The sequence below is a fragment of the Pauljensenia sp. UMB6358 genome (genome assembly GCF_030216865.1).
Classification (GTDB): Bacteria; Actinomycetota; Actinomycetes; order Actinomycetales; family Actinomycetaceae; genus Pauljensenia; species Pauljensenia turicensis_A.
The window spans coordinates 146,825-169,636 of the sequence record NZ_JASOMS010000004.1 but is presented as its reverse complement, the minus strand read 5'-3'; the positions used below and the strand labels follow the sequence as shown (position 1 = coordinate 169,636).

Here is a 22,812-nt window from a genome sequence, read left to right as displayed (position 1 = left end):
TTTCATCCGAGATTCAAGGCTTCAAGCCCACCGTTCAGCAGGTCATTAAAGCGTGTCTCATCGATCACGGGCACCCCCAGAGCCTCGGCCTTTGTAGCCTTTGACCCTGCGCCCGGACCTGCGACGACCAACGATGTCTTCTTCGAAACAGAACCGGCTGCCTTACCACCGCGCGCCACGATTGCCTCCTTCGCGCCTTCACGGTCATAACCGGGCATCGTTCCCGAGACAACAATCGTGAGCCCGGCAAGAACCTGCGACACCTGCTGCGGTGGCTGATCAGCCATCTTCACACCAGCGTGACTCCATTGCTCAACGAGTTCCTGATGCCAATCGACACTAAACCAATCAATCAGGGCCCCGCCGATGACCGGTCCGACGCCCTCGATTCCTGATAGTTCATCAAGTGAGGCGTTGCGAACGGCATCCATCGAACCGAAATGATCTGCAATTGCACGGGCAGCCGTCGGACCGACGTGGCGAATCGACAGGGCAACAAGAACTCGCATCAGCGGAGCGGACTTTGCTTTTTCTAGCTCGTCAAGAAGGGCAAGAGTTCCCTTCGAGGCTTCCGTTTCACGAGGTACATACGTTGTGTCCCCGTCCTTGTCCTTTTTGGCAATGAATGCTTTTGTCCAGAAGAAGCGAACCTGCTTGTAGTGTGACACATCGGAGTCATCGTCTTTAACAGCCCTCCATACGAACACGTCACGAAGGTCTTCGGCCTTGAGGTCAAAGATTTGCGCTTCGCCGTGGAGCACCGGAGTCTGCGGGGCTGGCAGAAGAGCTTCCGCGCTGGCCAGTTGATCCGCCGGAGAAAGATCGTCAGCATTATCAAGACGCAGTCGCGTTCCATCTTCTAAGAACACATCGTGGCCCGCTACAAGTGCGGAAGCAACATCTTCTCTGAGGTTTTCAGGTTGGGTCAGAGCCATCGCAACTTCCCCACCCAAACCTTCAATATCCAACGCGGAACGAGCACCCAAGTGGGCAACTCGTTCGGTCAGCTGAGCAGGACAGTGTGCCTTATTCAGACATCGAAGGTCCACATCCCCGTCCTTCTCAGCTAAAAGCGGGCTACCGCACGAAGGGCACGCGGTCGGCATGACGAAAGCGCGTTCTTCCCCTGTTCGCGCAGCCAACACCGGGCCTAAGATTTCCGGAATGATATCCCCCGCTTTACGCAGGACAACGATATCGCCGATCAGAACGCCCTTACGTTGAACTTCCTCGGCGTTGTGGAGCGTTGCTCGCGAAACATTGGAACCGTCAACCAGTACTGTTTCCATGACGCCAAACGGAGTCACCCTGCCGGTGCGCCCAACCTGGACACGGATATCGAGGAGCCTAGTGTGGACCTCTTCGGGCGGGAACTTGTACGCGACCGCCCACCTGGGTGCGCGCGACGTGAACCCCATGCTTTCTTGAAGGGCAACATCGTTCACTTTCATGACGACACCGTCGATGCCGTAGTCCATCTGAGAGCGTTGCTTCCCTAACTCGCCGATACGGGCAACAATCTGATCGAGCCCCGTCAGCAGACGCGTCTGATCTGGAACCGTGAAACCCCATTCTTTGAGCTGAAGGTATCGTTCCCACTGAGTGGTAGGCGCCGAGAAACTATCCCCCTCTTCAACGAATCCGATACCGTGCGCAAGCATGGACAACGATGAAACACGTTGGTCTTGCAACGCGCGTGCGCGTAGCTGAATCTCGTAGTCGGGGCCCTGTGTGACCTCGTCGGCGGATGTTTCTTTCAAACGAAGGGTGCCAGCCGCCGCGTTACGCGGATTCACGAACGTGGAAAGCATCGGCAAGGGACGCTGACGCTTCTTCTTTTCAAGTAGCGGAGTCTGAAACCCGCCAAGGGCATCCTTGTTCTGCGCGCGAATCTCTCTGTTCTTTCGGGCGATCTGCGCGTTATCCGCATCCAGGGTTGCGTTGGCGACTTCACGGCGACCGTTCTCGGCGATACGCCAGGCATTTTCGGCTTCGATATCAGCATTCAGTTTTTCAAAATCAGCGATCGGGATGTAGACCTCTCCGCGGATTTCAATGCGGTGCGGAATATTTTTCCCCTGCATTGACTGCGGAATAGTCGCGATCTTGTCAGCGTTTGAGCGCACGTCTTCACCGACGAACCCGTCGCCCCTGGTGGCCGCGCTGACGAGTTTGCCGTCTACGTATGTCAGGTTGATGGCAAGACCGTCAATCTTGACCTCGGTTGTCATCTGAACTTCATCGAGCCCAGAATCTGCCCGCATCCGAGCTTCCCATTCGCCGAGTTCTTCGAAAGAAAAGACGTCGTTAATGGACGTCATCTGAGCCAGGTGACGGATCGTGGTTGTTGTCTGGTCGGCGGTGCCGCCAACACTCGCGGCGGGAGAATCCGGGGTGACAAGTTCGGGGTGGTCGCGTTCGAGTTCCTCGAGCTCGCGGAAAATAATGTCGTAGTCAGCATCTGACATTTCGGGTGAGTCAGAGTCGTAGTAGGCGGCATTCGCCCGTTGGATGACCCGGACAAGGCCGTCGTGACGTTTCTTTAGAGACTCTGTTTCACTCATGGATTCATTGTTCCATTAGCCATGGAGGAATGTCTTTGCAGGCATGCCTGTGGATACTTTTCAAGTTATCCACAATTCGTCTCTTTTGCGTTTGTTTCCCTGCTTCTTCCCTCGCCACACTGACACTGAAGGAGGAATGATGAGTGACATCGCGCTACAAGCCATGGCATCTCCCATGCATTTAGCCTGTGTGCGCGGAGTGGACGCTGGTCTCGTTTTCCCTCTTCCGTCTTCCGTGGGACGAGGCCGCGATCATTTCATCGTCGACCAGCAGATATCGCGCGATCACGCGAACATCATTCGGGCAAAGAAAGGGTTTCGCCTTTACGATACGGGCTCAACAAATGGAACCCTATTGACCTTGGGACTACTGCGTCGTCGGGTACAAGGGAAGCCTCGAAAGTTCCGGCAACGGATGGTCCTGCATTTAGGACGCGATACATTCGTCCTGCGTGGCAGGCCTCGAAAATACACATGGCAGGAAAGCCGAAAAGTGTCCATGCGCGCTTTCCTTGCTTTCTTCCCCTTCATCACAATGGCACTATTCTTAGGCGTCCGGCTGGGATCTTTCCGTTACGTTACATACGGACTAGGAGCTTTGGCCGTCGGACTCGTCCTGGTGATGCTGGGAATTCGTCTGCGACGAAAGAAACAGCGCGTTCGACTCGACCCAGCTGGGCTTGCCATCATGCTGGCTTTTCTTCAAGCGCAAGGACAATCTGCACGTGGCGGACACACCGCTAGGCAACGCTCGCATCCTGATCGCTGGCAACGCAGAACGAACAGGACACCTCAAGATACATCTCCAATCAATCAAAGAGTGCGCGTTTCTTTCCCCGGCTCCCTCCGTCGACTCACGCTCCAGCTCGATTCTCCCTGTGCAATCGCGTGTATCGGAGACGACGCACGCGCCACCGCATCGTGGATTGCTGGCAACATCATCGCAGTATCTCGTGGCGGATACGTCATCACAGACTCCTCAGAGGAATACGCGTTTGGCAACGGCGGACCAACAATCCACATCATGCGTGGCCACCAGTGTCCCCACTGCATGACCTCCTTGGATACTGCACCCGCCTCTCTGAGCGATCGGGAACGCGATGACAATCCTTGGCACGTTGCCATTGGCATGGGATTAGAAGATGTTCCGCCCTGGTGCACCCTCAACGTTGAAAAACGAATATCATGTGCTCCACGCTGGTGGGAGCAGTTTGAACCCGTATCCACCGGCTCATCCTTGCCCACCAGCGTCGATTTGTGTTCATTGCTTGCACACACCACCGGCAATTCCAGCCACGATGGAACACATTTAAGCATCCCCATCGGAGTCAATGATGCCGGCACCCTCACCATTGACCTCGTCAATGATGGACCGCACGCGTTGCTGGCAGGCACAACGGGATCGGGGAAGTCAGAAGCCCTCATCACCTGGATTCAAGCCTTAATCAGCACATACACGCCAGCAGAAATACGCATGATCTTGATTGATTACAAGGGAGGAGCAACCTTTCACCGCTTCGAGTCGGCTCCACACGTAGACCGAGTGTTCACTGACCTCGATCCCGCCCAGACGCGAAGGGCTCTCAGAGGATTAACATCGCTACTTCTGCGACGCGAACAAGAGTTCTCGCACCTTGGTTTCCCCGACTACGCAACCTGGGCCCGCGCTCATCGTGACGGTACCGCCACCTGTCCACCGCCCAGAATTATCATCGTCATCGACGAATTCAGAGTCCTCGTCGACGCACACAAAGATGGAAGCGACATCATCAACCGACTTACAGCCCAAGGACGTTCATTGGGCGTGCATTTGATTATCGCTACACAACGTCCCGGCGGAGCCGTCAGCTCTGCCATGCGAGCAAACATCGATATCCGCATTGCACTTCGTTGCCTGTCGGATTCAGATTCAATCGACGTGATTGGCGATGCGAGAGCCTCTCACCTCGAACGAATTCCCGGAAGAGCAATATGGGCTGATCGCGGGCTTTTTCAATCCGCATGGAGCCCCAACAGCACGACCGCTGTGCAACGCGCAGATCCACACTGTGCGCCGAAGAGTTGCGACACATCAATACCGCGCACGACGACTCAGAACGAACAGTGGGAACCATTGGCGTGGGCTCCATTCCTTCCTCCGTCCATCACTTGGGAAGAACTCGACCTCCTTTCGAAAGAAGCTCCACACGTTGCAGGAATACCGCTTGGGCTGGGCGATGGTGTCGATTCTGGAGCACATACACCCGTGAGATGGAAAAGCGGGAACATCATCGTCCGTGCCCCAGCACATCACACAACCGAAACTGGCTCACTTGTTCGCCAGATAGCAACTCGGATTTCAACCCACTCATCGTGGGAGATCGACCTGATTGATGCTCAGGCACCCCCCTCGCCCACTACCCGTGGACTAACGATCCGGGAAGGTCAAGATATTGCCACCCTGTTCGAGCAAGCGAAACACCATACTCCTCGAATCATTGCAATCACTGACATCGCGGCCTCTCGCCACGAACTTGAACGAATCTACGGACTTGTTGTTGCCGAAGAGATCTGGACGAACGGAATCGAAGAATGTACCCAACGTGGCGTTGTCTTCATCATGGGAAGCCTCGATACTCACCCTCTTACTCGCTTCGATCGTTCACTGGCTTCGCTCCTCATTGAACGACCCGATACGTCCGAACCTCACTATCGCGCCTCGTCCGCGACCGAGGAGCCGTGCGAACCTGGCCAGTGGTGGGTTGAAGCGGATCATCAGCGAACCCTGGCTCTTTTTCCTTCAACAGACCTCGCGAAGAAAAACCGGGGAGCGGAGGCATCGCTTGTTGCACCGACCAAAGATTGCTACGGAGGTTTCACCCACCCAGATAGTGCTCAGCTATTGATTGGCCCCGGGTGGGAGGACTTCGACGTCTACGTCTACACACACCTATTCACTGCGCACACCCAGCCTGAACAGGACAAGAGGCTTTCGGATTGGATAATTATGCATAACGAGTCGCAGGTAATTCAGACAATTTTGAGACACAACCTCACTTCACTCGGCATTAACAATCCACACATTGAGACTCTGACTCCCACTCAATGGCCTCGCCTGGCTATCCAAGAGCAAACGAACCTTCTCATCATTGATCCGCCACCAGATTTCATACGATCTTTCAAACACTCGACAAATCGGCTCCAAACCTCACTTTTAGCCCGACGGTGGAAGGAAAACACAGGCATTATTCGTGTCGCTGGACACTTCGATCGAGTTGCATTGAGTTGCTCTGGGCACCGACGTGACAACTTGCACACCAAATTTTGATGGGTTGTGCCCTGCCCCTCTTGCCCCCGCACATTTATTCACCGACACTTATCAATGGAATTCGGCGCGCCAATGTGCGCAGTCGAAAATGCGTGAACGAATCCAAGGAGCTGTGAAATGGACTGGCGGAGTAAGGCTGCCTGCTTGAGTGTTGACCCCGAACTGTTTTTCCCGATCGGAAATACAGGTCCGGCAATTGCTCAGGCCGCGGAAGCCAAAGCCGTGTGCCACAGCTGCTCAGTCGAAGCGACCTGTCTGCAGTGGGCAATCGAAAACAACCAGGATTCTGGTGTGTGGGGTGGCTTGAGCGAAGAGGAACGTCGTTCGCTCAAGCGTCGTGCAGCACGTGCACGACGCGCATCCTGATTTTAAACGTTCAGCGTGTGGGGGTCGCTCTTGAGAGCCGACCCCCACACGCTTTTAACGCCCCTTACCTACTAGGCACACATCCGTTCGGAATCAGACCTCATCCAAGTGAATCTTCAAGGTGACAACCGTTCCACCTTCGGGGCGCAACGACCAGTCAATCGAACCATTCAGGTCACCACGCACCATCTGCTTGACAATTTGAGTTCCCAGACCACTCATCGGGGTTCCCGGTTCAAAACCGACGCCGTCATCAGCGACCTTGACCGTCATCGTTTCACCCTCGCGTTGAACGGACACGACAATCGTTCCATCACGTTCTGCCAGACCGTGTTCAACAGAGTTTGTGACCAGTTCGTTCAAAACAGTTGCTAGAGCTTGAGCTTGATCAGCGGCAATAACCCCGAAGGAACCGTCGGTAATAACTTCCACGCTTCGATCAGTAACAGCGACCGCACCCGCAAGACGCAGAACCGAGCGCGCGACCTCGTCAAAGTCAACAGTTTCATCGACGTTCTGAGATAGGGCCGCGTGGACCGTTGCGATTGCCTGAACTCGACGTTCTGCCTCCGCGAGCGCATCCTTGACATCTTGGCGTTCCGAGCGACGCGATTGCAGTCGAAGCAGAGCCGAAACGGTCTGCAGATTGTTCTTCACGCGGTGGTGGATCTCGCGGATCGTCGCATCTTTCGTCATGAGTTCCTGTTCACGACGTCGAACTTCAGAAATGTCGCGCGTCAGAATGACGGCTCCAAGACGCGTACGGCCTTCCGTGAGGGGGAGAGCGCGCATCGTAATGGTGGAAGCATGGCTTGAGATTTCGGTTCGCCACGAGGCACGTCCCATGACGACAACCGCCATGGATTCTTCGATCATGGATTCGTCGGCGATCACGTTGGTGATCTCTTGGGCGAGGATCTTGCCTCGCACTGCGTTGCGGATACCGAGGCGTCGCAAACACGAGGTGGCGTTCGGCGTTGTTTCGAGGACCTTGCCGTCGGGGTCGATCAGGATGACACCATCGAGGACACGCGGGACGCCACGAGCAGTCACCGCGGGGGTCGTGTCATAGGGATATTCACCGCGCGAGATCATCTGGCAGAGGTTGTCTGAGACCTGGGCTGCCCACGAGTCAAAGCCTAGGGAGAATCGCGGTGAAGAAAGGTTGGATTCGCGGGTGACAACTGCGATGACGCGCCCATCGTGAAGGACGGGGATGCAGGTTTCCATCATCGAGTAGGTGCCTGCCCAGCGTGCAGCCGGGGATTTAACGACTTGTCCGGTTGCGATCGCGCGACGGAATTCGATTTCGCGCGCTACGGGTAGGTGGAGGCCGATGATGTCATCGATGTGAACGGTTGTTGATGTTGCCGGTCGAGAGTGGGCAACTGCGATGAAACGTTCATCGTCGGTGGGAAGCCAGAGAACAAGGTCTGCTGCGCTCAAGTCTGCAAGGACTTGCCAGTCTGCGAGGAGCAGGTGGAGCCACTCAATGTCCTTCTCGGTCAGGGCATCGCTCGAGGCTACCTCTGCCAGTTGTGTCAGGCTTCTCATAGGATTGATAGTAGCCGTTGGAAAACGTGAAGAGATGAGTGCCCATGGAGTTTTCAAAGTCGTTGACGTATCCGGTGCCCCTTGCCGACTTTCAAGCAATGAGCGTTGACCCCGATTTTGTCCGTGGGCGTTTCGCGCATTTTTGTCAGGATCTTCAGGTTGAACACTTCGCCTCGGGCGTTCGAGCTCACGGCAGTGTTGATCCTGGTGTTCTGCCAGCTCAAGTGCGTCAGATGATTCGCGGAGAGTTGCGCCTTGCGTTGAGTGAAGAGTTTGTTCACGAGGCCGCGCTCACTGCCTCGACGCAGCTCTCATTTGAGGGCGCGCCCGTCGCAGTCACTATGACCTCGCATTTTTCTGGGTCGAGCGAAACGCTTCGCCAGGTTGAAGGTGAAGTGAAAGTGGCAATTCCCTTCTTTGGCGCTCGCATTGAAAGTGAAGTGTTGAAGCACGTCGATGAGATTCTCGATGAAGAGCTGAAGCTCGCTTCCGCCTGGCTTCAGCGCGGAAGTAGCGAAGTCTGACCTGCCCCGTCAACTGGGAAGGTAAAAACGCGACGAAAACGGATTTATTCCACTTTTTCTCGTGATATCTTCATCGCCTTCTCAACGCGCACGGATGCGAATAATCGGTGAGAATAATGGCATGAGTGAAACACAAGAGACCCCTGTTTTGTCCCCCGCCCTCTACTTGCAGCGTGAAGGCATCCGCCAGTACTCGGCGACTAATCCTCGTGGCGCCCAAGTTCTGGTTGGTGAGGGCCCCGGCCGTTTCTCTCCCGGTGAACTTCTGAAAATTGCGGTCGCAGGCTGTAACGCAATGTCGTCCGACAAGCGTCTGACCGATCGCCTTGGCGAAGACTTTGAGCAGGTCGTGGCTGTCTCCGCGCAGTACCTCGAAGGCGAAGATCGCTTCACCCACTTTGATGTGGAACTGATCCAGGACCTCTCAAGCGTGGATGAGGAAGAGCGCGAGAAGATGATTCGTCGCGCATCGGGCGCCATCGAGCGTAACTGCACCATCGGTCACACCGTGACCAAGGGTGCCACCTATGAAAAGACCTTCACGAACGAATCCCTTTCAGAGGACTGACATGTCTGTGCGTCACCGGGCAGTCGATGTGTGGCAGCGCGCGCTTGATGTGCCCTATGCGTCGACTGCCCGTAGTGCGCAAAAACTGCGCGATACTCACCCGGGAGCGACCCCCAGCGAACTGGTTGAGATTGCCAACCAGCGTTTCAAAGCGCGCGTGAAACGTGAGTCTGGGGCTGCCGGGGCTTTCTCAGCGTGGCCCGGAATTGGCACTGCGCTCAGCCTTGGTGCCTCCGGTCTGCAATTCGGCACGTTCCTGACTGAAGCCGCACACCACTGCATGGTCGTCGCGCACCTGTACGGGATTGACGTGAAGGATCCCGCGAAGCGTAACGCGCTGGTATTGGCTGCAATTACGGGGCAAGAAGGGGCTGAAGCAATCACGGCAACCGTCGGTATTCAGGCAGCATCGTGGTTCGCGTCTTCCTTTGTTGGCATTCGTTCTCAGGCAGCGACCCAGTTCAATCAGATGATGGTCAAGTGGGCGAAGCGTAAGCTTGCAAAACACGCTGCACTGTCTTCTGTCGGACGTTTAGTCCCCTTCGGAATCGGCGCGGTCGTCGGATGGAAGGCCGGCGCAGCATTGGCGAATAAGACGATCGAGGGGCTGGAGATTGCGCTGGGAACGCCTCCCGCTGATTTCTCGCACACTCGCATTATTGATGTTTCATTGAATGGCGATGCACAAAAGTCTGATGCTTTCGCTCACCTGGCACTGCCGATGGATGATAAGGCAAGCGTCCTCGACTGACTTCACCATCATTTTTGGCTGATCTCCCCATAGCGTCGTCGCCTGTGCGACAGTACGCACGCGATAATAAGGACAAGCAGCTGGCCTGCGCACTTTCCGTTGCACGTTAAAAGACAGACAATAGGAAGCAACAAGATATGGTGATGACCTTTAAGGAGACAACTGACTGTGACTATTGATCGTCAGTATGAGGATCTGCTTGCGCGGATTATGGAAGAGGGAACTCTCAAAGGGGATCGCACCGGTACAGGCACGCGTTCCCTGTTTGGTGGCCAGCTTCGCTACGACCTGTCCAGGGGATTCCCGCTGATCACGACGAAGCGCGTTCATCTGAAGTCGGTTGTCGGCGAGCTTCTCTGGTTCCTTTCCGGCGATTCGAACGTGCACTGGCTTCAGGAAAACGGCATCCGTATTTGGAACGAATGGGCGGATGAGAACGGCGATCTCGGCCCGGTCTACGGAGTGCAGTGGCGCAAATGGGGCACCGCTCAGGGCCAGACGATCGATCAGATTTCTTCGGTTCTTGAAACGTTGAAGACAAACCCCGATTCCAGGCGCATGATCGTGTCCGCATGGAACGTGGGCGAACTAGAGAAGATGGCGCTGGAACCCTGCCACGCATTCTTCCAGCTCTACGTTGCCGACGGTCGCCTGTCCCTGCAGCTCTACCAGCGCAGCGCCGACATGTTCCTCGGTGTTCCGTTTAATATCGCGTCCTATTCGCTTCTCACTCACATGTTTGCTCAGCAGGCAGGCCTTGAGGTGGGCGAATTCATCTGGACCGGCGGCGACTGTCATATCTACTCCAACCACGTGGAACAGGTGACTGAACAGCTGTCGCGCACCCCTTACGAGTTCCCGACTTTGAAGCTGAATAAGGCTCCGTCAATGTTCGACTACACCTTCGATGACGTGATCGTTGAAGGCTACGAACACCATCCGACGATTAAGGCTCCGGTGGCAGTGTGACAACCGTTGCTTCGATCTGGGCGCAGGACAAGAATGGCGTTCTTGGAACTGGAACGTCAATGGTGTGGCACGTGCCCGCAGACTTCGCACATTTCAAGGCTTCCACGTTGGGATGCCCGATCATCATGGGACGTCGTTCCTTCGAGGCATTGGGCGCTCCCCTGCCGGGACGAACCAACATTGTGATTACGCGTTCACACCTGTACGAGGCCGACGGCATCGACTTGGTGTATTCCATCGAGGCTGCCTTAAAGCACGCGCAGGACAAGGCTGAAGCAGACGAGGCTCCCTACATTTGGATCACCGGTGGAGCACATCTGTATGCCCAGACGACGGATCTGGTAGATGAACTGGTTGTCACCGACCTTGACCTTGATATTGAGGCCTCGAATCCTGATACTCCGCTGGTTCATGCGCCAGCAATTGACCCGACCGTGTGGGCCGTTGACCCTCAGCGCTCCGATTCTGAATGGAACGACAAGTCTGGCGACGCCCGCTGGAAGGTTACGACCTACGTTCGACGCTAGAACCAGAAGAAGAGATTGAAAACGTGGTGGTAGCCTCGTCAACTAAAAAACCCAGAGCCTCGTCGGTGCTTGCCCACCCAACACTGCGCGCACTACTTGCGATCGCCCTGTTTACGTACACGGCGCAGAACATGATCAACGTGTCGATCGCGCCTCTGGCGAGGGCGATGAGTATTCCGGAATGGATCGTCGGCGCCGCGGTATCGCTGGCAGCAGTTGCGGTTGCGATGCTCAGCCAGTTCTGGGGTCGTCGCTCGATCGCGTGGGGACGCAGGCGAGTTCTGCTGACCGCCCTCTTCCTCGCATTCATTGCGGGCACGTTGTTCTCCGGCGTTGTCGCTCTGCGCGCAGCCGGTATCGCCGGCACGGTTTTGACTGCCTCGATCATTCTGCTGGCACGAGGCCCCTTCTTCGGCTCCGCAGTCGCAGCGATTCCGCCGACCGGACAAGCTCTCATTGCTGAGAACACTCCTGACGAAGCGTCGCGTGTGCGTGGTATGTCAGCGTTCTCTGGAGCAATCAACCTATCGATCATGATCGGCTCCCTGATTTCGTCGGCGCTTGGCACGTGGTGGATTTACGCGCCCGTGCACGCCACGCCGTGGTTCATCGCGATCGCGCTGATCATCGCGCTTGTTGCAGTGCCAAAGGATGCGCCTGCCACCAAGGACCCGGACGAGGAGACCCCGGAACCCGTGGTGCTTCCCCCTCGCGTGAAGTGGAATGACTCGCGCATCCTGCCGTGGATTACCGGCATCTTCGGTATTTTCTTTGCCAGTGGCGTCGTTCAGATCACGATGGGCTTCATTGTTCAGGATCGCCTGCATCTTGACCCAGCGCACGCGGTCTCCATGACGGCATTGATGCTACTGGCGAATGCTGCCGGCGCGATGCTCATGCAGCTCTTGGTCGTCCCACGTCTGTCTCTTCCGCCGGTTATTCTGCTACGCACCGGCATGACCTTGGGCTTTATCGCGCTAGCGACACTGACGTTTGCGTCCCACGGACCGATCATCACAGTCGCCACCTTCGTGCTCGGCGCGTCCAGCGGTCTGGCAAGCCCAGGCTTTAGCGCGGGTGCCTCGCTGGCAGTCAGCGACGAAGAACAGGGGGGCGTTGCTGGCATCATCAACGCGACCGGCGCCGTCACCTGGATTTTTGCTCCGGTGAGTGCAACTGCACTCTACGGATGGCACCCGATTGTTCCTTTCGTCCTAGCCCTGGCTCTCGTCGCACTTTCTGTCAGTTTTGCATGGTTCCACTCGCGTCTTCGGGTAGCACAAACCCATTAGGTTCGCCTAACCTGAAGCGGTACGTTTCTTCAAAGGAGAACAACCCACATGACAACAACGCGCACTGAATCTGACTCAATGGGCACCGTCGAGGTCGCCACCGACCGCTACTGGGGCGCCCAGACCGAGCGTTCCCTGCACAACTTCGACATCGGCCGTAACACTTTCGTGTGGGGCCGTCCCATGATCCATGCTCTGGGTGTCCTGAAGAAGTCTGCTGCACTGGCCAATGCTGAGCTCGGCGAACTCCCCCAGGAGATCGCTGACCTGATCGCCAAGGCCGGCGACGAAGTCATCGAAGGCAAGCTCGACGATCACTTCCCACTGGTTGTTTTCCAGACCGGTTCTGGTACGCAGTCGAACATGAACTCCAACGAGGTCATCTCCAACCGCGCCATCGAACTCGCCGGTGGCGAGATGGGCACCAAGACCCCCGTTCACCCGAATGACCACGTGAACCGTGGTCAGTCCTCGAACGACACCTTCCCCACCGCCATGCACATCGCAGTCGTCTGCGAATTGCAGGCCATGTACCCGCGCGTCATGCAGCTGCGCGATACCCTGGCCAAGAAGGCTGAAGACTTCACAGACATCGTCATGGTCGGTCGCACCCATCTGCAGGACGCCACCCCGATCACCCTTGGTCAGGTCATTTCCGGTTGGGTTGCTCAGATTGATTTCGCCCTCGATGGCATCCGCTATGCAGATTCGCGTGCACGCGAGCTCGCCATCGGTGGCACTGCGGTTGGCACCGGCCTGAATGCCCACCCGGCATTCGGCAAGCTCTGCGCCACGAAGATTTCCGAGGAAACCGGCATTGAGTTCAAGCAGGCAGACAACCTGTTCGCAGCCCTTGGCGCACACGACGCACTGGTCCTGGTCTCCGGTGCCCTGCGCGTCCTGGCTGATGCCCTGATGAAGATCGCCAATGACGTCCGTTGGTACGCTTCTGGCCCGCGTAACGGCATCGGCGAACTGATCATTCCCGAGAACGAGCCCGGTTCGTCCATCATGCCCGGCAAGGTGAACCCAACCCAGTGCGAGGCCATGACCATGGTCGCCGTTCAGGTCTTCGGCAATGACGCAACCGTCGGTTTTGCCGGATCTCAAGGCAACTTCCAGCTGAACGTTTTTAAGCCGGTCATGGCATGGAACGTTCTGGAGTCCATCCGTCTGCTCGGCGATGCGTGCGTTTCCTTCGACACGAACTGCGCATACGGCATCGAACCGAACTACGAGAAGATCCAGCACAACTTGGACATCAACCTCATGCAGGTGACAGCCCTCAACCGCCACATCGGCTACGACAAGGCGTCGAAGATTGCGAAGAATGCTCACCACAAGGGCCTGTCGCTACGCGAGTCTGCCTTGGAGCTCGGCTTTGTCACCGACGCTGAGTTCGATGCCTGGGTTGTTCCGGTTGACATGACGCACCCGAGCGCTGCCGGCGAGTGAGCCTGGCATTGGCGGCCTCTGACCTGCTCGGCCAGACGTCGACACCAGCGACGTTCAGCCAGTGGGTGTAGTTCTCGTTTCTGATTGACGAGGCCGCAACCACGGTCGCGAAGGGGCCGGTGGGATTTGAATCCCACCGGCCCCTTGCCATTCTCTGCGCGGAGGTGAACAGGACTTTCTCCTCTCACAAGGAGGCGATATCGCAGCCATAAGATGAGTTGTGATCGAAGAGGCTCCATGTTGTTCACTCGCCGTTTCGCTTCCGTTTTGAGCGTCGGACTTACTGGTGCACTACTCGCTGGTTGTTCTTCAGCTTTGACCAGCGAATCAGATGGAGCTTCAACGACTTCGCAGTCTTCGGCCAGTGCCTCTCAAGCAACTGAGGTCGGCATGGTGATCGATGTGCGTACTCCCGATGAATACGCTGACGGCCACATCAAGGGTGCGACCAATATCGATTTCAACTCCGACGCTTTCGCCAATGACATTACGAAGCTTGATAAGAACGGCACCTACACTCTGCACTGCCATTCCGGCAACCGTGCGGGTCAGGCACTGAAGCTGATGCAAGAAGCCGGCTTCACGAACGTCATGAATGCTGGTGGCTTTCAAGATGCGTCCAAGAATCTGGGCATCGAGCTGGTCACCGAGTAGTCAAACGCGTCCCCCAACCAATGCGTAAAGGCAATCGCGGGGAGGTTCAGATGGTTCAGTTGGGCATCAGAATCGACAAAGAATGAGCCGAGGCTGTGGACAGCCGAGCCTTCCCGAGAGCACAAGATAGCTATTTCTGGCGTCGTTTAAAGATTCCGGCTTTACGCAGAGTATTGAGCATGACCACGATCAGGAAGATCGTGAAGAGAATGTTGCCAGTTTCGGGTGAAATCCAGCCTGCGACGAATGTGCCTGCGGGTGCACTGAATGCTGCGGAGATGCCGACGATGATACCGGCTTTGAGGTCGACGATACCGTGTTTTGCGTTTGTCCAGGTTCCAGAGATGGCGGTGGGGATCATGACGAGTAGTGAGGTTCCGCGGGCAAGGAGGTCGCCGAGGCCGACGACAAGTTCCATGCCAGGGACAAGGACTGATCCACCACCGATGCCGACGAGTCCGGCGAGGATTCCGGAGAGGACGCCGACGAAGATGAGTCCTATTCCGCGTGGTATATCGAGGGTGAGTCCGGCGTCGCGTACGGGGATGTTGATTTGCTGAGAAACAATCACAAAGAGTGCGAAGACGACGATGATCCAGGGGAGGATTCGGTCTGGTAGTTTGCGTAGGAGCCAGACGCCGATTTGGGCACCGACAAGTGCGCCGACGATGAGGATGATTGCTGCGCTCCAGGAGACGTTGCTACTGAGGGCGTATGAGGTTGTGCCCGTGAGCGCGGTGAATATGAGGGCAAGCAATGAGGTTGCTGAGGCACGACGTTGATCCATCCCGAGGACGGACATGAGTGCTGGAACGATAACGAGTCCACCGCCGACGCCGAAGAGGCCGGCGAGGAAGCCGGCAAGTAGCCCGGTGAGGATGACAAGGAGTGTGCGAGAGAAGTGTCCTGCTGGTTGGTCTTTCGCTGGTTGTAGTGTTTGAGTCATAAGGCGTCGCAGTCCTTTGCTGTGTTGCTTGGGTGAGCGTAGATGAGTGTCAGATTATCGATGACGATTCCGTGGTTAGCGCATGCGCCACTGACTGCGGGTTCGGCTTCTGCGAGGCGTTGGACCTTGGTTGTGTATCCGTCGGCGATGGAACAATAATGCTCCATCCGCCTGTTGAGCGGGTGAAGTATGCGGTGATGTTCACGGTTGTTTTCTCTCTGACCATTCCACGATTAACGATAGAGGGAACCATGTACAAACTGAAGGCCGAATATAAAAAGGTCGGAACCTCGATTGAGGTCCCGACCTTACTTGGTAGCGGGGACAGGATTTGAACCTGCGACCTCCGGGTTATGAGCCCGGCGAGCTACCGAACTGCTCCACCCCGCGTCGGTAGTTACTACCCTAGCGTGCTCGCGACAGAGCTTCAAACGGAGGGCGGTGAGCTTCGTCTCGTAGAAGCTCACCGCCCGGGTTTCGTCAAGGATAGGGCTGAGTGCGCGGGGGAAGATCAGCCGTTTGACTGCGTTGCGTCAGCGCCCGGAGAGCCGAGGGTCGAACCGGATTGTGGCGTATCGGTGGAGCCGGATGTGACGCCAGTGGACTGTCCAAGTTCTTCTTGTGCGGCAAGGGCTCGCGCCAATGCGTCATTGAGCTTCTTCTGGGATTCGCCGTACGCACTCCAATCTCCGCTACTCAAGGCTGTTTGGCCGGCTTGCATGGCCGCTGAGGCGTCGGTCAGTGCTTGATTCAAGCGCTGTTGAGCAGTTTGGGTGACGGTGTTTGAAGTATCGTCACCTTCTGCGGTTTCTCCACCTGCGTTGTTCGCGACTGTCGCGGCCGAGTCACCGCCGAAGGTCTGATCCAAGGATTCTTCTAGAGTCGGCGCGAAACCGACCTGATTACCGAAGGCAGTCAGGACTGAACGCAGAACCGGGTAGGACGCTGAGCCGGTGCCCTGGACGTAGACAGGCTGGACGTAAAGCAGACCGCCACCAACGGGCAGAGTCAAGAGATTGCCTCGAATAACCTGCGAATCCGCTTGATTCAACAAGTTGAGCTGGCGCGCGATAGTCTCATTCGAGTCGTATGCGTTCTGCACCTGGCCTGGGCCGGGCACGGTAGTCGATGACGGCAAGGCTAGCAACCGGAGCTTTCCATACCCATCGCGGATCTTTCCGGCCTCGTTCCCTGTCTCTGAGTCGACGGCGAGGAAGCCTGCCATTGCTTCACGTTTGGATTCACCACCGGGAACAAACACGGAGGTCAGTGAGAACTCCGCGGTTTCCTGGGTCGGCATCTGCATTGTCAGGTAATAGGCAGGCTGAGCCGTCACTCCGGAAGAAACTCCGCCCGACTGCGATGCGTTCGAGGATGCGGACACTGCGGTTGATGTTTCTTCGGCGAGGCGCCAACGGTCACCACCGGCGTAAAAGTCGGATGCATTGGTGACGTGGTAGCTGGTAAGAAGCTCACGCTGGACCTTAAACATGTCCTCCGGGTAGCGCATGTGACTCATCAAGTCACCGCTGATTCCACTCAGGGGTTCAACACGACCCGGGTAGATCTTCATCCACGTCGAGAGGATCGGGTCTTCCTGATCCCACTGGTAGAGGTGAACGGACCCGTCGTATGCGTCAACGACAGCCTTCACTGAGTTGCGCATGTAGTTAATCGTCTCTGCGCGCACATATTCGCCAACCTGCGAGGATCGGGAGTCAACGGTTGAGCTGGACAGGGACTGGTGTTGCGAGTAGGGGTAGGAGTCTGTTGTCGTGTAGGCATCAACGATCCAAACCAGGCGCTTCTCGGTTGACGGATCCCCATCCATGTCGACGACAGCCGGGTAGGCTTCCTGTTCCAAAGTCAGGAACGGGGCAACCTTTGCGACGCGGTCCAACGGATCACGGTTGTAGAGGATCTGCGAAGCAGAGTTGGTCTGAGACGAGAAGAAGATGTCGGTGGAACCAAACTTGATCGAGTAGAGGAGCTTGTTCCAAACGTTGCCGACGCTTGGGCCACCGTCGCCAGTGAAGGTTGTGGCAACCTGACCGCCTTGGACGTTGTCATCCGGGTAGTCGAGTTCTTGCGGATCGCTACCCTCCGGAGCACCGACGATCGAGTAATAGGGGGCGTTCGGGGAGAAGTAAACGCGTTCTTCATACTCCCCCATTTCGCCGACTGAGGGCACCGACTGCTCCCAGTATGAGGGCAGGCCATCAGAGTTCAGCGAATTACCGTAGGCGGCGACAACACCGTAGCCGTGCGTATATACGGTGTGCGTATTCACCCAGGTCTGTTGTTCCGCAGACAAACCGGCGAGGTTCATTTCGCGCACTGCGATGACCGTGTCTCGACGCTCATCACCGACCGTGTAACGGTCCACGGACATTCCCGAATCGAAACCGTAGTAGGGACGCGACTGTTGCAGTTGCTGGACGGTCTTCGTGATCACCTGCGGGTCAAGCAGACGAATCTGCGACGTTGATTCAGAGTCTTCGCGCAACTGTCCGGGCTGAGCGCTGGTTGCGGCGTCGTAGTTGGTGTATTCCAGATCATCGAGGCCGTATGCTGCGAGGGTGGCATCAATGTTGTGCTGAATGTATTCAGATTCCAGGGCTCGTTCGTTCGGGGTGACGCGGAACTGCTGGATGAGCGCGGGGTACGCGCCACCAATGATGACGCCAGAAATCACGGTCACGGCGACACCGATCGTGGGCAGACGCCAGGAGCCCCTGAACGCTGCGACAAGGAAAAGCAGAGCTATCAGGAACGAGATAACGGCCAGGATCGAATGAGCTGGAAGCGTTGCGTGAATGTCGGAGTAGAGGGCGCCATCAATATTGGCGCCGTCTTGAGTAAGCAGGTCATAGCGGCCGAGCCAATAGTTCGCTCCAATGAAGAAAGAAACCAGTGCAGCGAAGACTCCCGTCTGTAGACGAGCGGGCTTTGACGCGTGAGGACGCGGAAGCAGGCGAACGGTGCCGTACACGTAGGAGACAACGAATGCTGCAATCAAGCAGAGGATCGAGATTTTCAGCAGGAATCCGACGACTAGTTTCAGCATCGGCATTGTGAAGACGAAGAAGGCGATATCGAAACCAAACTGAGGATCCGTCTTCCCGAAGGGCGTCTGATTCACGAATTGCAGAACCGTCTGCCAATCATTCGCCAGGCTGGCACCGTTCGTGAAACCGAGGAACAGTGCGACCACCCAGAACGCGATACGACGAACCGGGTCCAGTGCCTTCTGGTATTCGCGAAGAGTTGCGGACGCTTGACCTCGCGTGGAGGCTTCGCGATGCTTATACGCATAGTTGAGCGACCAGAGAATCAGGCCGGTCACGACAAGGAAACCAATGACGAAGAGGCCGGCGTGAGCAATCCATTGGGTCAGCACGATACGCACTGAATGCATCTGGCGGAACCAGAGGATCTCGGTCCATACGACTGAGGCCGCATAGATGATCGCGCCAATTCCAACCAGAATCAGCAGCGTCAGAGTCATTGGGCCCAAACGCGGACGGTCAGTGTTGTTCCCTCCCCTCTGTGGCTTCATTGACTGAGGTTCGGGCATGGGAAAGGCGCTCACAGCGTCACTCCTCTACGTTGATTATCGTGCCCTCATCCTACCCGCGGTGCGCGTGAGAGTGCGCGACGAGGCTCCTGTTGGAACGCTAGCCTTGACTGGCATTCATCAGAACTCACAATTCGGTGACACCTTTGCGTGTTTGACGTGAGAACATACATTCCATGACTATCGAAGAACCTCAGATGCCGAGCGCGCGTCAGATTGCACTTGCGAATGTTGTTGTCGACATTGAACGTAGCGCTGCACGAATCGGTTGGGATCATGCCCCCTCGCTCTATGCGCTTGTCCACACGTCCCAGCTTCTTGCCCAGCCGGACTTGCCCGAGGATATTGCTCAGCAGATCCGCAAGGGGTGGGATGGGAGCGAAGAACACCTGTCTGCCGTGATTCAGGAAGATCTTCGGGAAGACGACCTCGAAGAGGTGCTCGGACATCTTGGCTGGCCAGAGCAGGTTGCTGGTGCTGCGATTACGGTTGAGCGTCTTGTCGTACCCCCGGAGGTTGAAGATCAGGCTCCCGAAGATCCCGAAGAAGCCATCCAGTTCATTTCGAACCACCCGTCACGCGCGGATGTTCGTCTTGCTGTTGGCGCGCTTCGCACCGGCGAATCCTGGTGTGCTCTGCGCACGAAAGCATTCGACTCCGACGACAAGGTTGGTCAGGGAACAAACCTTATTCCGAACCTCGTCGATGCTCTTCTCGCATCACTCGAACCGGACGTCGACTGACGACCATTTCCGAACATCACTCGCAGGTCGGCAGGGTATCCCCTTGGCCGGCCGCGATTGTTTCTACGGCACTTCTGGCTTCTGACAGGGTCGAGACAGAGACGACACTGAGGCCTTCGGGGACGTTTCCGACAACTTCATCGCAGTTCGAAGAGGGGGCAAGGAACCACGAAGCCCCGTCGCGCTTGGCTCCCCACATCTTCTGCACGATGCCACCGATCGCACCCACTTCACCGTCGTAGGACACCGTCCCTGTTCCGGCAATGCTCTCAGTTCCTGCGAGGGCACCCGGGGTCATGCGGTCGATAATTCCAAGCGCAAACATCATGCCTGCGCTGGGACCGCCCACGTCTTTCAGATTGAACTGAATATCAAGCGGAAACGTGGCTTCAACAGACAGGTAAACGCCTAGGCGGGAGCCTTGCTGCCCTTCGGGAGCGGCCACCGTCGTGATCGGAATATCGACCTGTTCCCCGTTGCGTTCAACGGTCAATGTCAGTGTTGTGCCAGCGGGGATAGTCTTGACCACCGCAAAAACAGTTGAGGCTCGATCAATCGGATGGACGACTCCTTGGGCGTCAGTGAGTGACACAAGCAAGTCACCCGATTGAACGCTACCCTCTGCGTTTGTTCCTTTGACCGCTTGGACGACACGCACTGATGCGGGCACGTCCCAGCCAAGCGATTCCAGAGCCGCAACTTCCGCGGTCGACTGCGAATTCGACATCATCGCTGATTGGGCTTGGTCAACCTCTTCTTGGCTGACATCTGAGGGATATGCCTCGTCGTAGGGAACAAGGACGGACTTTGAATCGAAGTAGCCCATGATCAGCTCAGCAAGATTCAAACGGGCGCTCGGCCCACCTCGTTGAGACACTGTCACCATCCGAAGCTGTCCGACACCGTCCTCACTTTCCGTCGAAGGTTCAACAGCGACGGACTGTCCCGAATCAGGGTCGGTGCCGGAGATTGTGATCAGGTCGGTGCCTCGATATGACCCAACGACGTTGAACGTCGGTCCCGGCGATTCCAGCACATACGGCATTGGTATAGCGAATAGTGCGACTCCTAGAATCACGCCACCGGCGATCGCGGCGATGGTGGGACGACTCGGCATCCATTTCTTTACCCGCTGGCTGGGGGTGTCGGCCGTGTTTTCTGACCGCACCGTGGCGTCTTCAAGCTCGCCGGTTAGGAGGCTGTGATCCTGCTGTTCATCAATACTCACCGGATCATTGTCACCCATGGCTTGCCCCGAGGGCACGCTGGGATGCCTATTTCAGTGTTTTCCAATTCCTCTTTCAGCGCACGCCCATGGTTCATCGCGCGATTCTACAGGTGGCGCGGGTAGGCTCGCAGTATGAACGAGGACGAAACGTTCCCCCAGGACAATCCATTCGAAGACTTTCTGCGCAATATGCTCGGTGCCAACGCAGCGGAAGAAGCAATGCGGGCGTTGAACGCACAAGGGTTCGATCCTTCAATGTTGCCTCCGGAGGTTCAGAATCCAAACGCTTTGAACGCCGCATTGAAGCAGATGCAGTTCTTTATGAATACGTCCACGGGTCCCGTTGATTGGCGAATCGTGAATGATTCTGCACGGCAACAGATCTACTCTGCGGGCGATCCAGCTGTGAGTGCAGCCCAGGCGGGGCGCGCACGTCAAGCGTTGAGCGTTGCTGACTTGTGGCTTGATACTGTCACCGATTTTGCCCCCGGACAGGTCGAGCGCGCGGCGTGGAGTCGCATTGAGTGGACCGAGGTCACTCTTGAGCAGTGGAAACGAATCTGCGAACCAATTGCGCTGAATGTTTCTCGTGCGCTCACGTCTGTGATTGAAAACCAGATGGGCGGGATCTCAGGCGATCCTTCGCTTCTTCCTGAGAGCTTTGCCTCTATGGCAAGCCAAATGAAGAGCCTGACTCCGAAGTTGGCGACAATGATGTTTTCTTCCCAGCTTGGAATGGCACTGACCGCGCTTGCGCGCGAAACGTTCGGCACGAATGACGTGGGTATTCCCCTCTTGACGAAGCCGACAACTGGTTTGGTGGTGTCGAACGTTGAGGATTTCGCAGACGGGCTGGATATTCCTTTCGAAGAGGTTCTACAGTTCGTTGCTGTTCGCGAGTGCGCTCATCGTCGTCTTTTTGCTTCAGTTCCGTGGCTTGAGGGCGATCTGATGCGAGCCGTCGAAAACTACGCGACTCATATCGAGATCGACATGGAAGCTCTTTCTGATGTTGCCCGCACGTTGGATCCGACGGATCAGCAGTCGATCGAGGAAGCCCTGTCGGGTGGCGTGTTTGCGATGAATATTTCGCCCGAGCAGAAGCGTAGTTTGGAGCGTCTTGAAACGATGCTTGCGCTGATCGAAGGCTGGGTTGAAGTTGTGACGGCTCAAGCGACCGCCCCGTATCTTCCTCACGCCGATCAGTTGCGCGAAATGATCCGTCGTCGTCGCGCTACCGGCGGCCCAGCCGAGCAGGTGCTGGGTCAGTTGATCGGATTGCAGATGCGTCCGCGTCGTGCACGAGGCGCCGCATCGATCTTCAGTCTTGTCGCAGCCGACGGTGGGAGGGAAGCTCGCGACGCCCTCTGGTCACATCCTGACATGGTGCCGACGCAGGCAGAGCTTGATTCTCCCGACACCTTCTTGACGATCCGCCAGGCGGCTCGTGAACAAGACGCGGATATCGATGCTGCTCTCAATGCCCTGTTGGACGGCACGATGGGGTGGGCTGAAGGGCTTTCTCCGGAGAGTGATCCCGAGAGTGAAACGTTGGCGCGGGCAGGATTTGCTCCGGACGATCAGGCCGAGGATCAGTTCAATGATTCTGCTGACGGTTCTGAAGACAAGGATTCTGATCCTTCTTCGGGGGATACTCAGGCCTAACGATGAAGCCCCTCGTCACCTCCGCGCTGATGCTTGTGGATAACTTTTTCGCGCGAGCACGCTCGGCCTGTGGATAAACGCTGAGCCGGGTTGAAGGCTGGCATACTCATCGCCATCGAGTT

Annotated in this window: 18 protein-coding genes and 1 tRNA gene; 12 read left to right on the top strand and 7 right to left on the bottom strand. The window is 56.6% G+C overall.

Annotation, left to right across the window (positions count from 1 at the left end):
- Positions 1-2: 2 nt before the first annotated feature.
- The gene (locus QP381_RS04570) at positions 3-2,564 is read right to left on the bottom strand and encodes an NAD-dependent DNA ligase LigA (RefSeq protein ID WP_103632414.1); all 2,562 of its coding nucleotides are present in this window, start codon (positions 2,562-2,564) and stop codon (positions 3-5) included.
- Between the two features lie 139 nt (positions 2,565-2,703).
- Between QP381_RS04570 and QP381_RS04565 the strand changes: the two genes are divergently transcribed.
- Entirely contained in the window at positions 2,704-5,871 is a 3,168-nt protein-coding gene (locus QP381_RS04565) for an FtsK/SpoIIIE domain-containing protein (RefSeq protein WP_285067984.1), read from the top strand.
- A gap of 117 nt (positions 5,872-5,988) precedes the next feature.
- Positions 5,989-6,237, top strand: a complete 249-nt coding sequence (locus QP381_RS04560; RefSeq protein ID WP_006681815.1) for a WhiB family transcriptional regulator — start codon at positions 5,989-5,991, stop codon at positions 6,235-6,237.
- A 93-nt stretch (positions 6,238-6,330) separates the two neighbouring features.
- On the opposite strand, the gene QP381_RS04555 is transcribed toward QP381_RS04560, so the two are convergent.
- Positions 6,331-7,791 (bottom strand): sensor histidine kinase, encoded by a 1,461-nt coding sequence (locus QP381_RS04555; protein ID WP_006681816.1) that lies wholly within the window; start codon positions 7,789-7,791, stop codon positions 6,331-6,333.
- 44 nt (positions 7,792-7,835) lie between these two features.
- On the opposite strand from QP381_RS04555, the gene QP381_RS04550 reads away from it, so the two are divergent.
- From QP381_RS04550 to QP381_RS04515, 8 genes are all read left to right on the top strand, one after another.
- Complete coding sequence (locus QP381_RS04550; protein ID WP_219585713.1) at positions 7,836-8,315, top strand: DUF2505 domain-containing protein; 480 nt, start codon at positions 7,836-7,838, stop codon at positions 8,313-8,315.
- Between the two features lie 121 nt (positions 8,316-8,436).
- The gene (locus tag QP381_RS04545; RefSeq protein WP_103632423.1) at positions 8,437-8,883 is read left to right on the top strand and encodes an OsmC family protein; all 447 of its coding nucleotides are present in this window, start codon (positions 8,437-8,439) and stop codon (positions 8,881-8,883) included.
- A 1-nt stretch (position 8,884) separates the two neighbouring features.
- Positions 8,885-9,634, top strand: coding sequence for a VPDSG-CTERM exosortase interaction domain protein (locus tag QP381_RS04540; protein ID WP_285067983.1), 750 nt, complete (start codon positions 8,885-8,887; stop codon positions 9,632-9,634).
- A gap of 210 nt (positions 9,635-9,844) precedes the next feature.
- On the top strand, positions 9,845-10,603 hold the full coding sequence (locus tag QP381_RS04535) for a thymidylate synthase (RefSeq protein ID WP_218840569.1): 759 nt from the start codon (positions 9,845-9,847) through the stop codon (positions 10,601-10,603).
- On the top strand, positions 10,600-11,130 hold the full coding sequence (locus tag QP381_RS04530) for a dihydrofolate reductase (protein WP_285067982.1): 531 nt from the start codon (positions 10,600-10,602) through the stop codon (positions 11,128-11,130). The genes QP381_RS04535 and QP381_RS04530 overlap by 4 nt, the downstream gene beginning before the upstream one ends.
- A gap of 65 nt (positions 11,131-11,195) precedes the next feature.
- Positions 11,196-12,422 carry an MFS transporter gene (locus QP381_RS04525; RefSeq protein WP_257878506.1) on the top strand — a complete coding sequence of 409 codons (1,227 nt, stop codon included), beginning with the start codon at positions 11,196-11,198 and terminating at the stop codon, positions 12,420-12,422.
- A gap of 48 nt (positions 12,423-12,470) precedes the next feature.
- Entirely contained in the window at positions 12,471-13,877 is a 1,407-nt protein-coding gene (fumC, locus tag QP381_RS04520) for a class II fumarate hydratase (RefSeq protein ID WP_285067981.1), read from the top strand.
- Positions 13,878-14,114: 237 nt separating this feature from the next.
- Positions 14,115-14,531 (top strand): rhodanese-like domain-containing protein, encoded by a 417-nt coding sequence (locus QP381_RS04515; protein WP_050998834.1) that lies wholly within the window; start codon positions 14,115-14,117, stop codon positions 14,529-14,531.
- 130 nt (positions 14,532-14,661) lie between these two features.
- Here the strand turns inward: QP381_RS04515 and QP381_RS04510 are convergent, their stop codons facing one another.
- From QP381_RS04510 to QP381_RS04495, 4 genes are all read right to left on the bottom strand, one after another.
- Complete coding sequence (locus QP381_RS04510) at positions 14,662-15,477, bottom strand: sulfite exporter TauE/SafE family protein (protein ID WP_006681826.1); 816 nt, start codon at positions 15,475-15,477, stop codon at positions 14,662-14,664.
- Positions 15,474-15,644 carry a hypothetical protein gene (locus QP381_RS04505; protein ID WP_285067980.1) on the bottom strand — a complete coding sequence of 57 codons (171 nt, stop codon included), beginning with the start codon at positions 15,642-15,644 and terminating at the stop codon, positions 15,474-15,476. The genes QP381_RS04510 and QP381_RS04505 overlap by 4 nt, the downstream gene beginning before the upstream one ends.
- Positions 15,645-15,790: 146 nt before the next feature.
- Positions 15,791-15,867, bottom strand: a tRNA-Met gene (locus QP381_RS04500).
- Positions 15,868-15,988: 121 nt separating this feature from the next.
- The gene (locus tag QP381_RS04495) at positions 15,989-19,036 is read right to left on the bottom strand and encodes a UPF0182 family membrane protein (RefSeq protein WP_442953400.1); all 3,048 of its coding nucleotides are present in this window, start codon (positions 19,034-19,036) and stop codon (positions 15,989-15,991) included.
- Positions 19,037-19,230: 194 nt separating this feature from the next.
- On the opposite strand from QP381_RS04495, the gene QP381_RS04490 reads away from it, so the two are divergent.
- On the top strand, positions 19,231-19,797 hold the full coding sequence (locus tag QP381_RS04490; RefSeq protein ID WP_006681835.1) for a PPA1309 family protein: 567 nt from the start codon (positions 19,231-19,233) through the stop codon (positions 19,795-19,797).
- A gap of 16 nt (positions 19,798-19,813) precedes the next feature.
- Here the strand turns inward: QP381_RS04490 and QP381_RS04485 are convergent, their stop codons facing one another.
- Positions 19,814-21,025, bottom strand: coding sequence for a YlbL family protein (locus QP381_RS04485; RefSeq protein WP_285067979.1), 1,212 nt, complete (start codon positions 21,023-21,025; stop codon positions 19,814-19,816).
- Between the two features lie 132 nt (positions 21,026-21,157).
- Between QP381_RS04485 and QP381_RS04480 the strand changes: the two genes are divergently transcribed.
- The gene (locus tag QP381_RS04480) at positions 21,158-22,690 is read left to right on the top strand and encodes a zinc-dependent metalloprotease (protein ID WP_285067978.1); all 1,533 of its coding nucleotides are present in this window, start codon (positions 21,158-21,160) and stop codon (positions 22,688-22,690) included.
- The last annotated feature ends 122 nt before the right edge of the window (positions 22,691-22,812 follow it).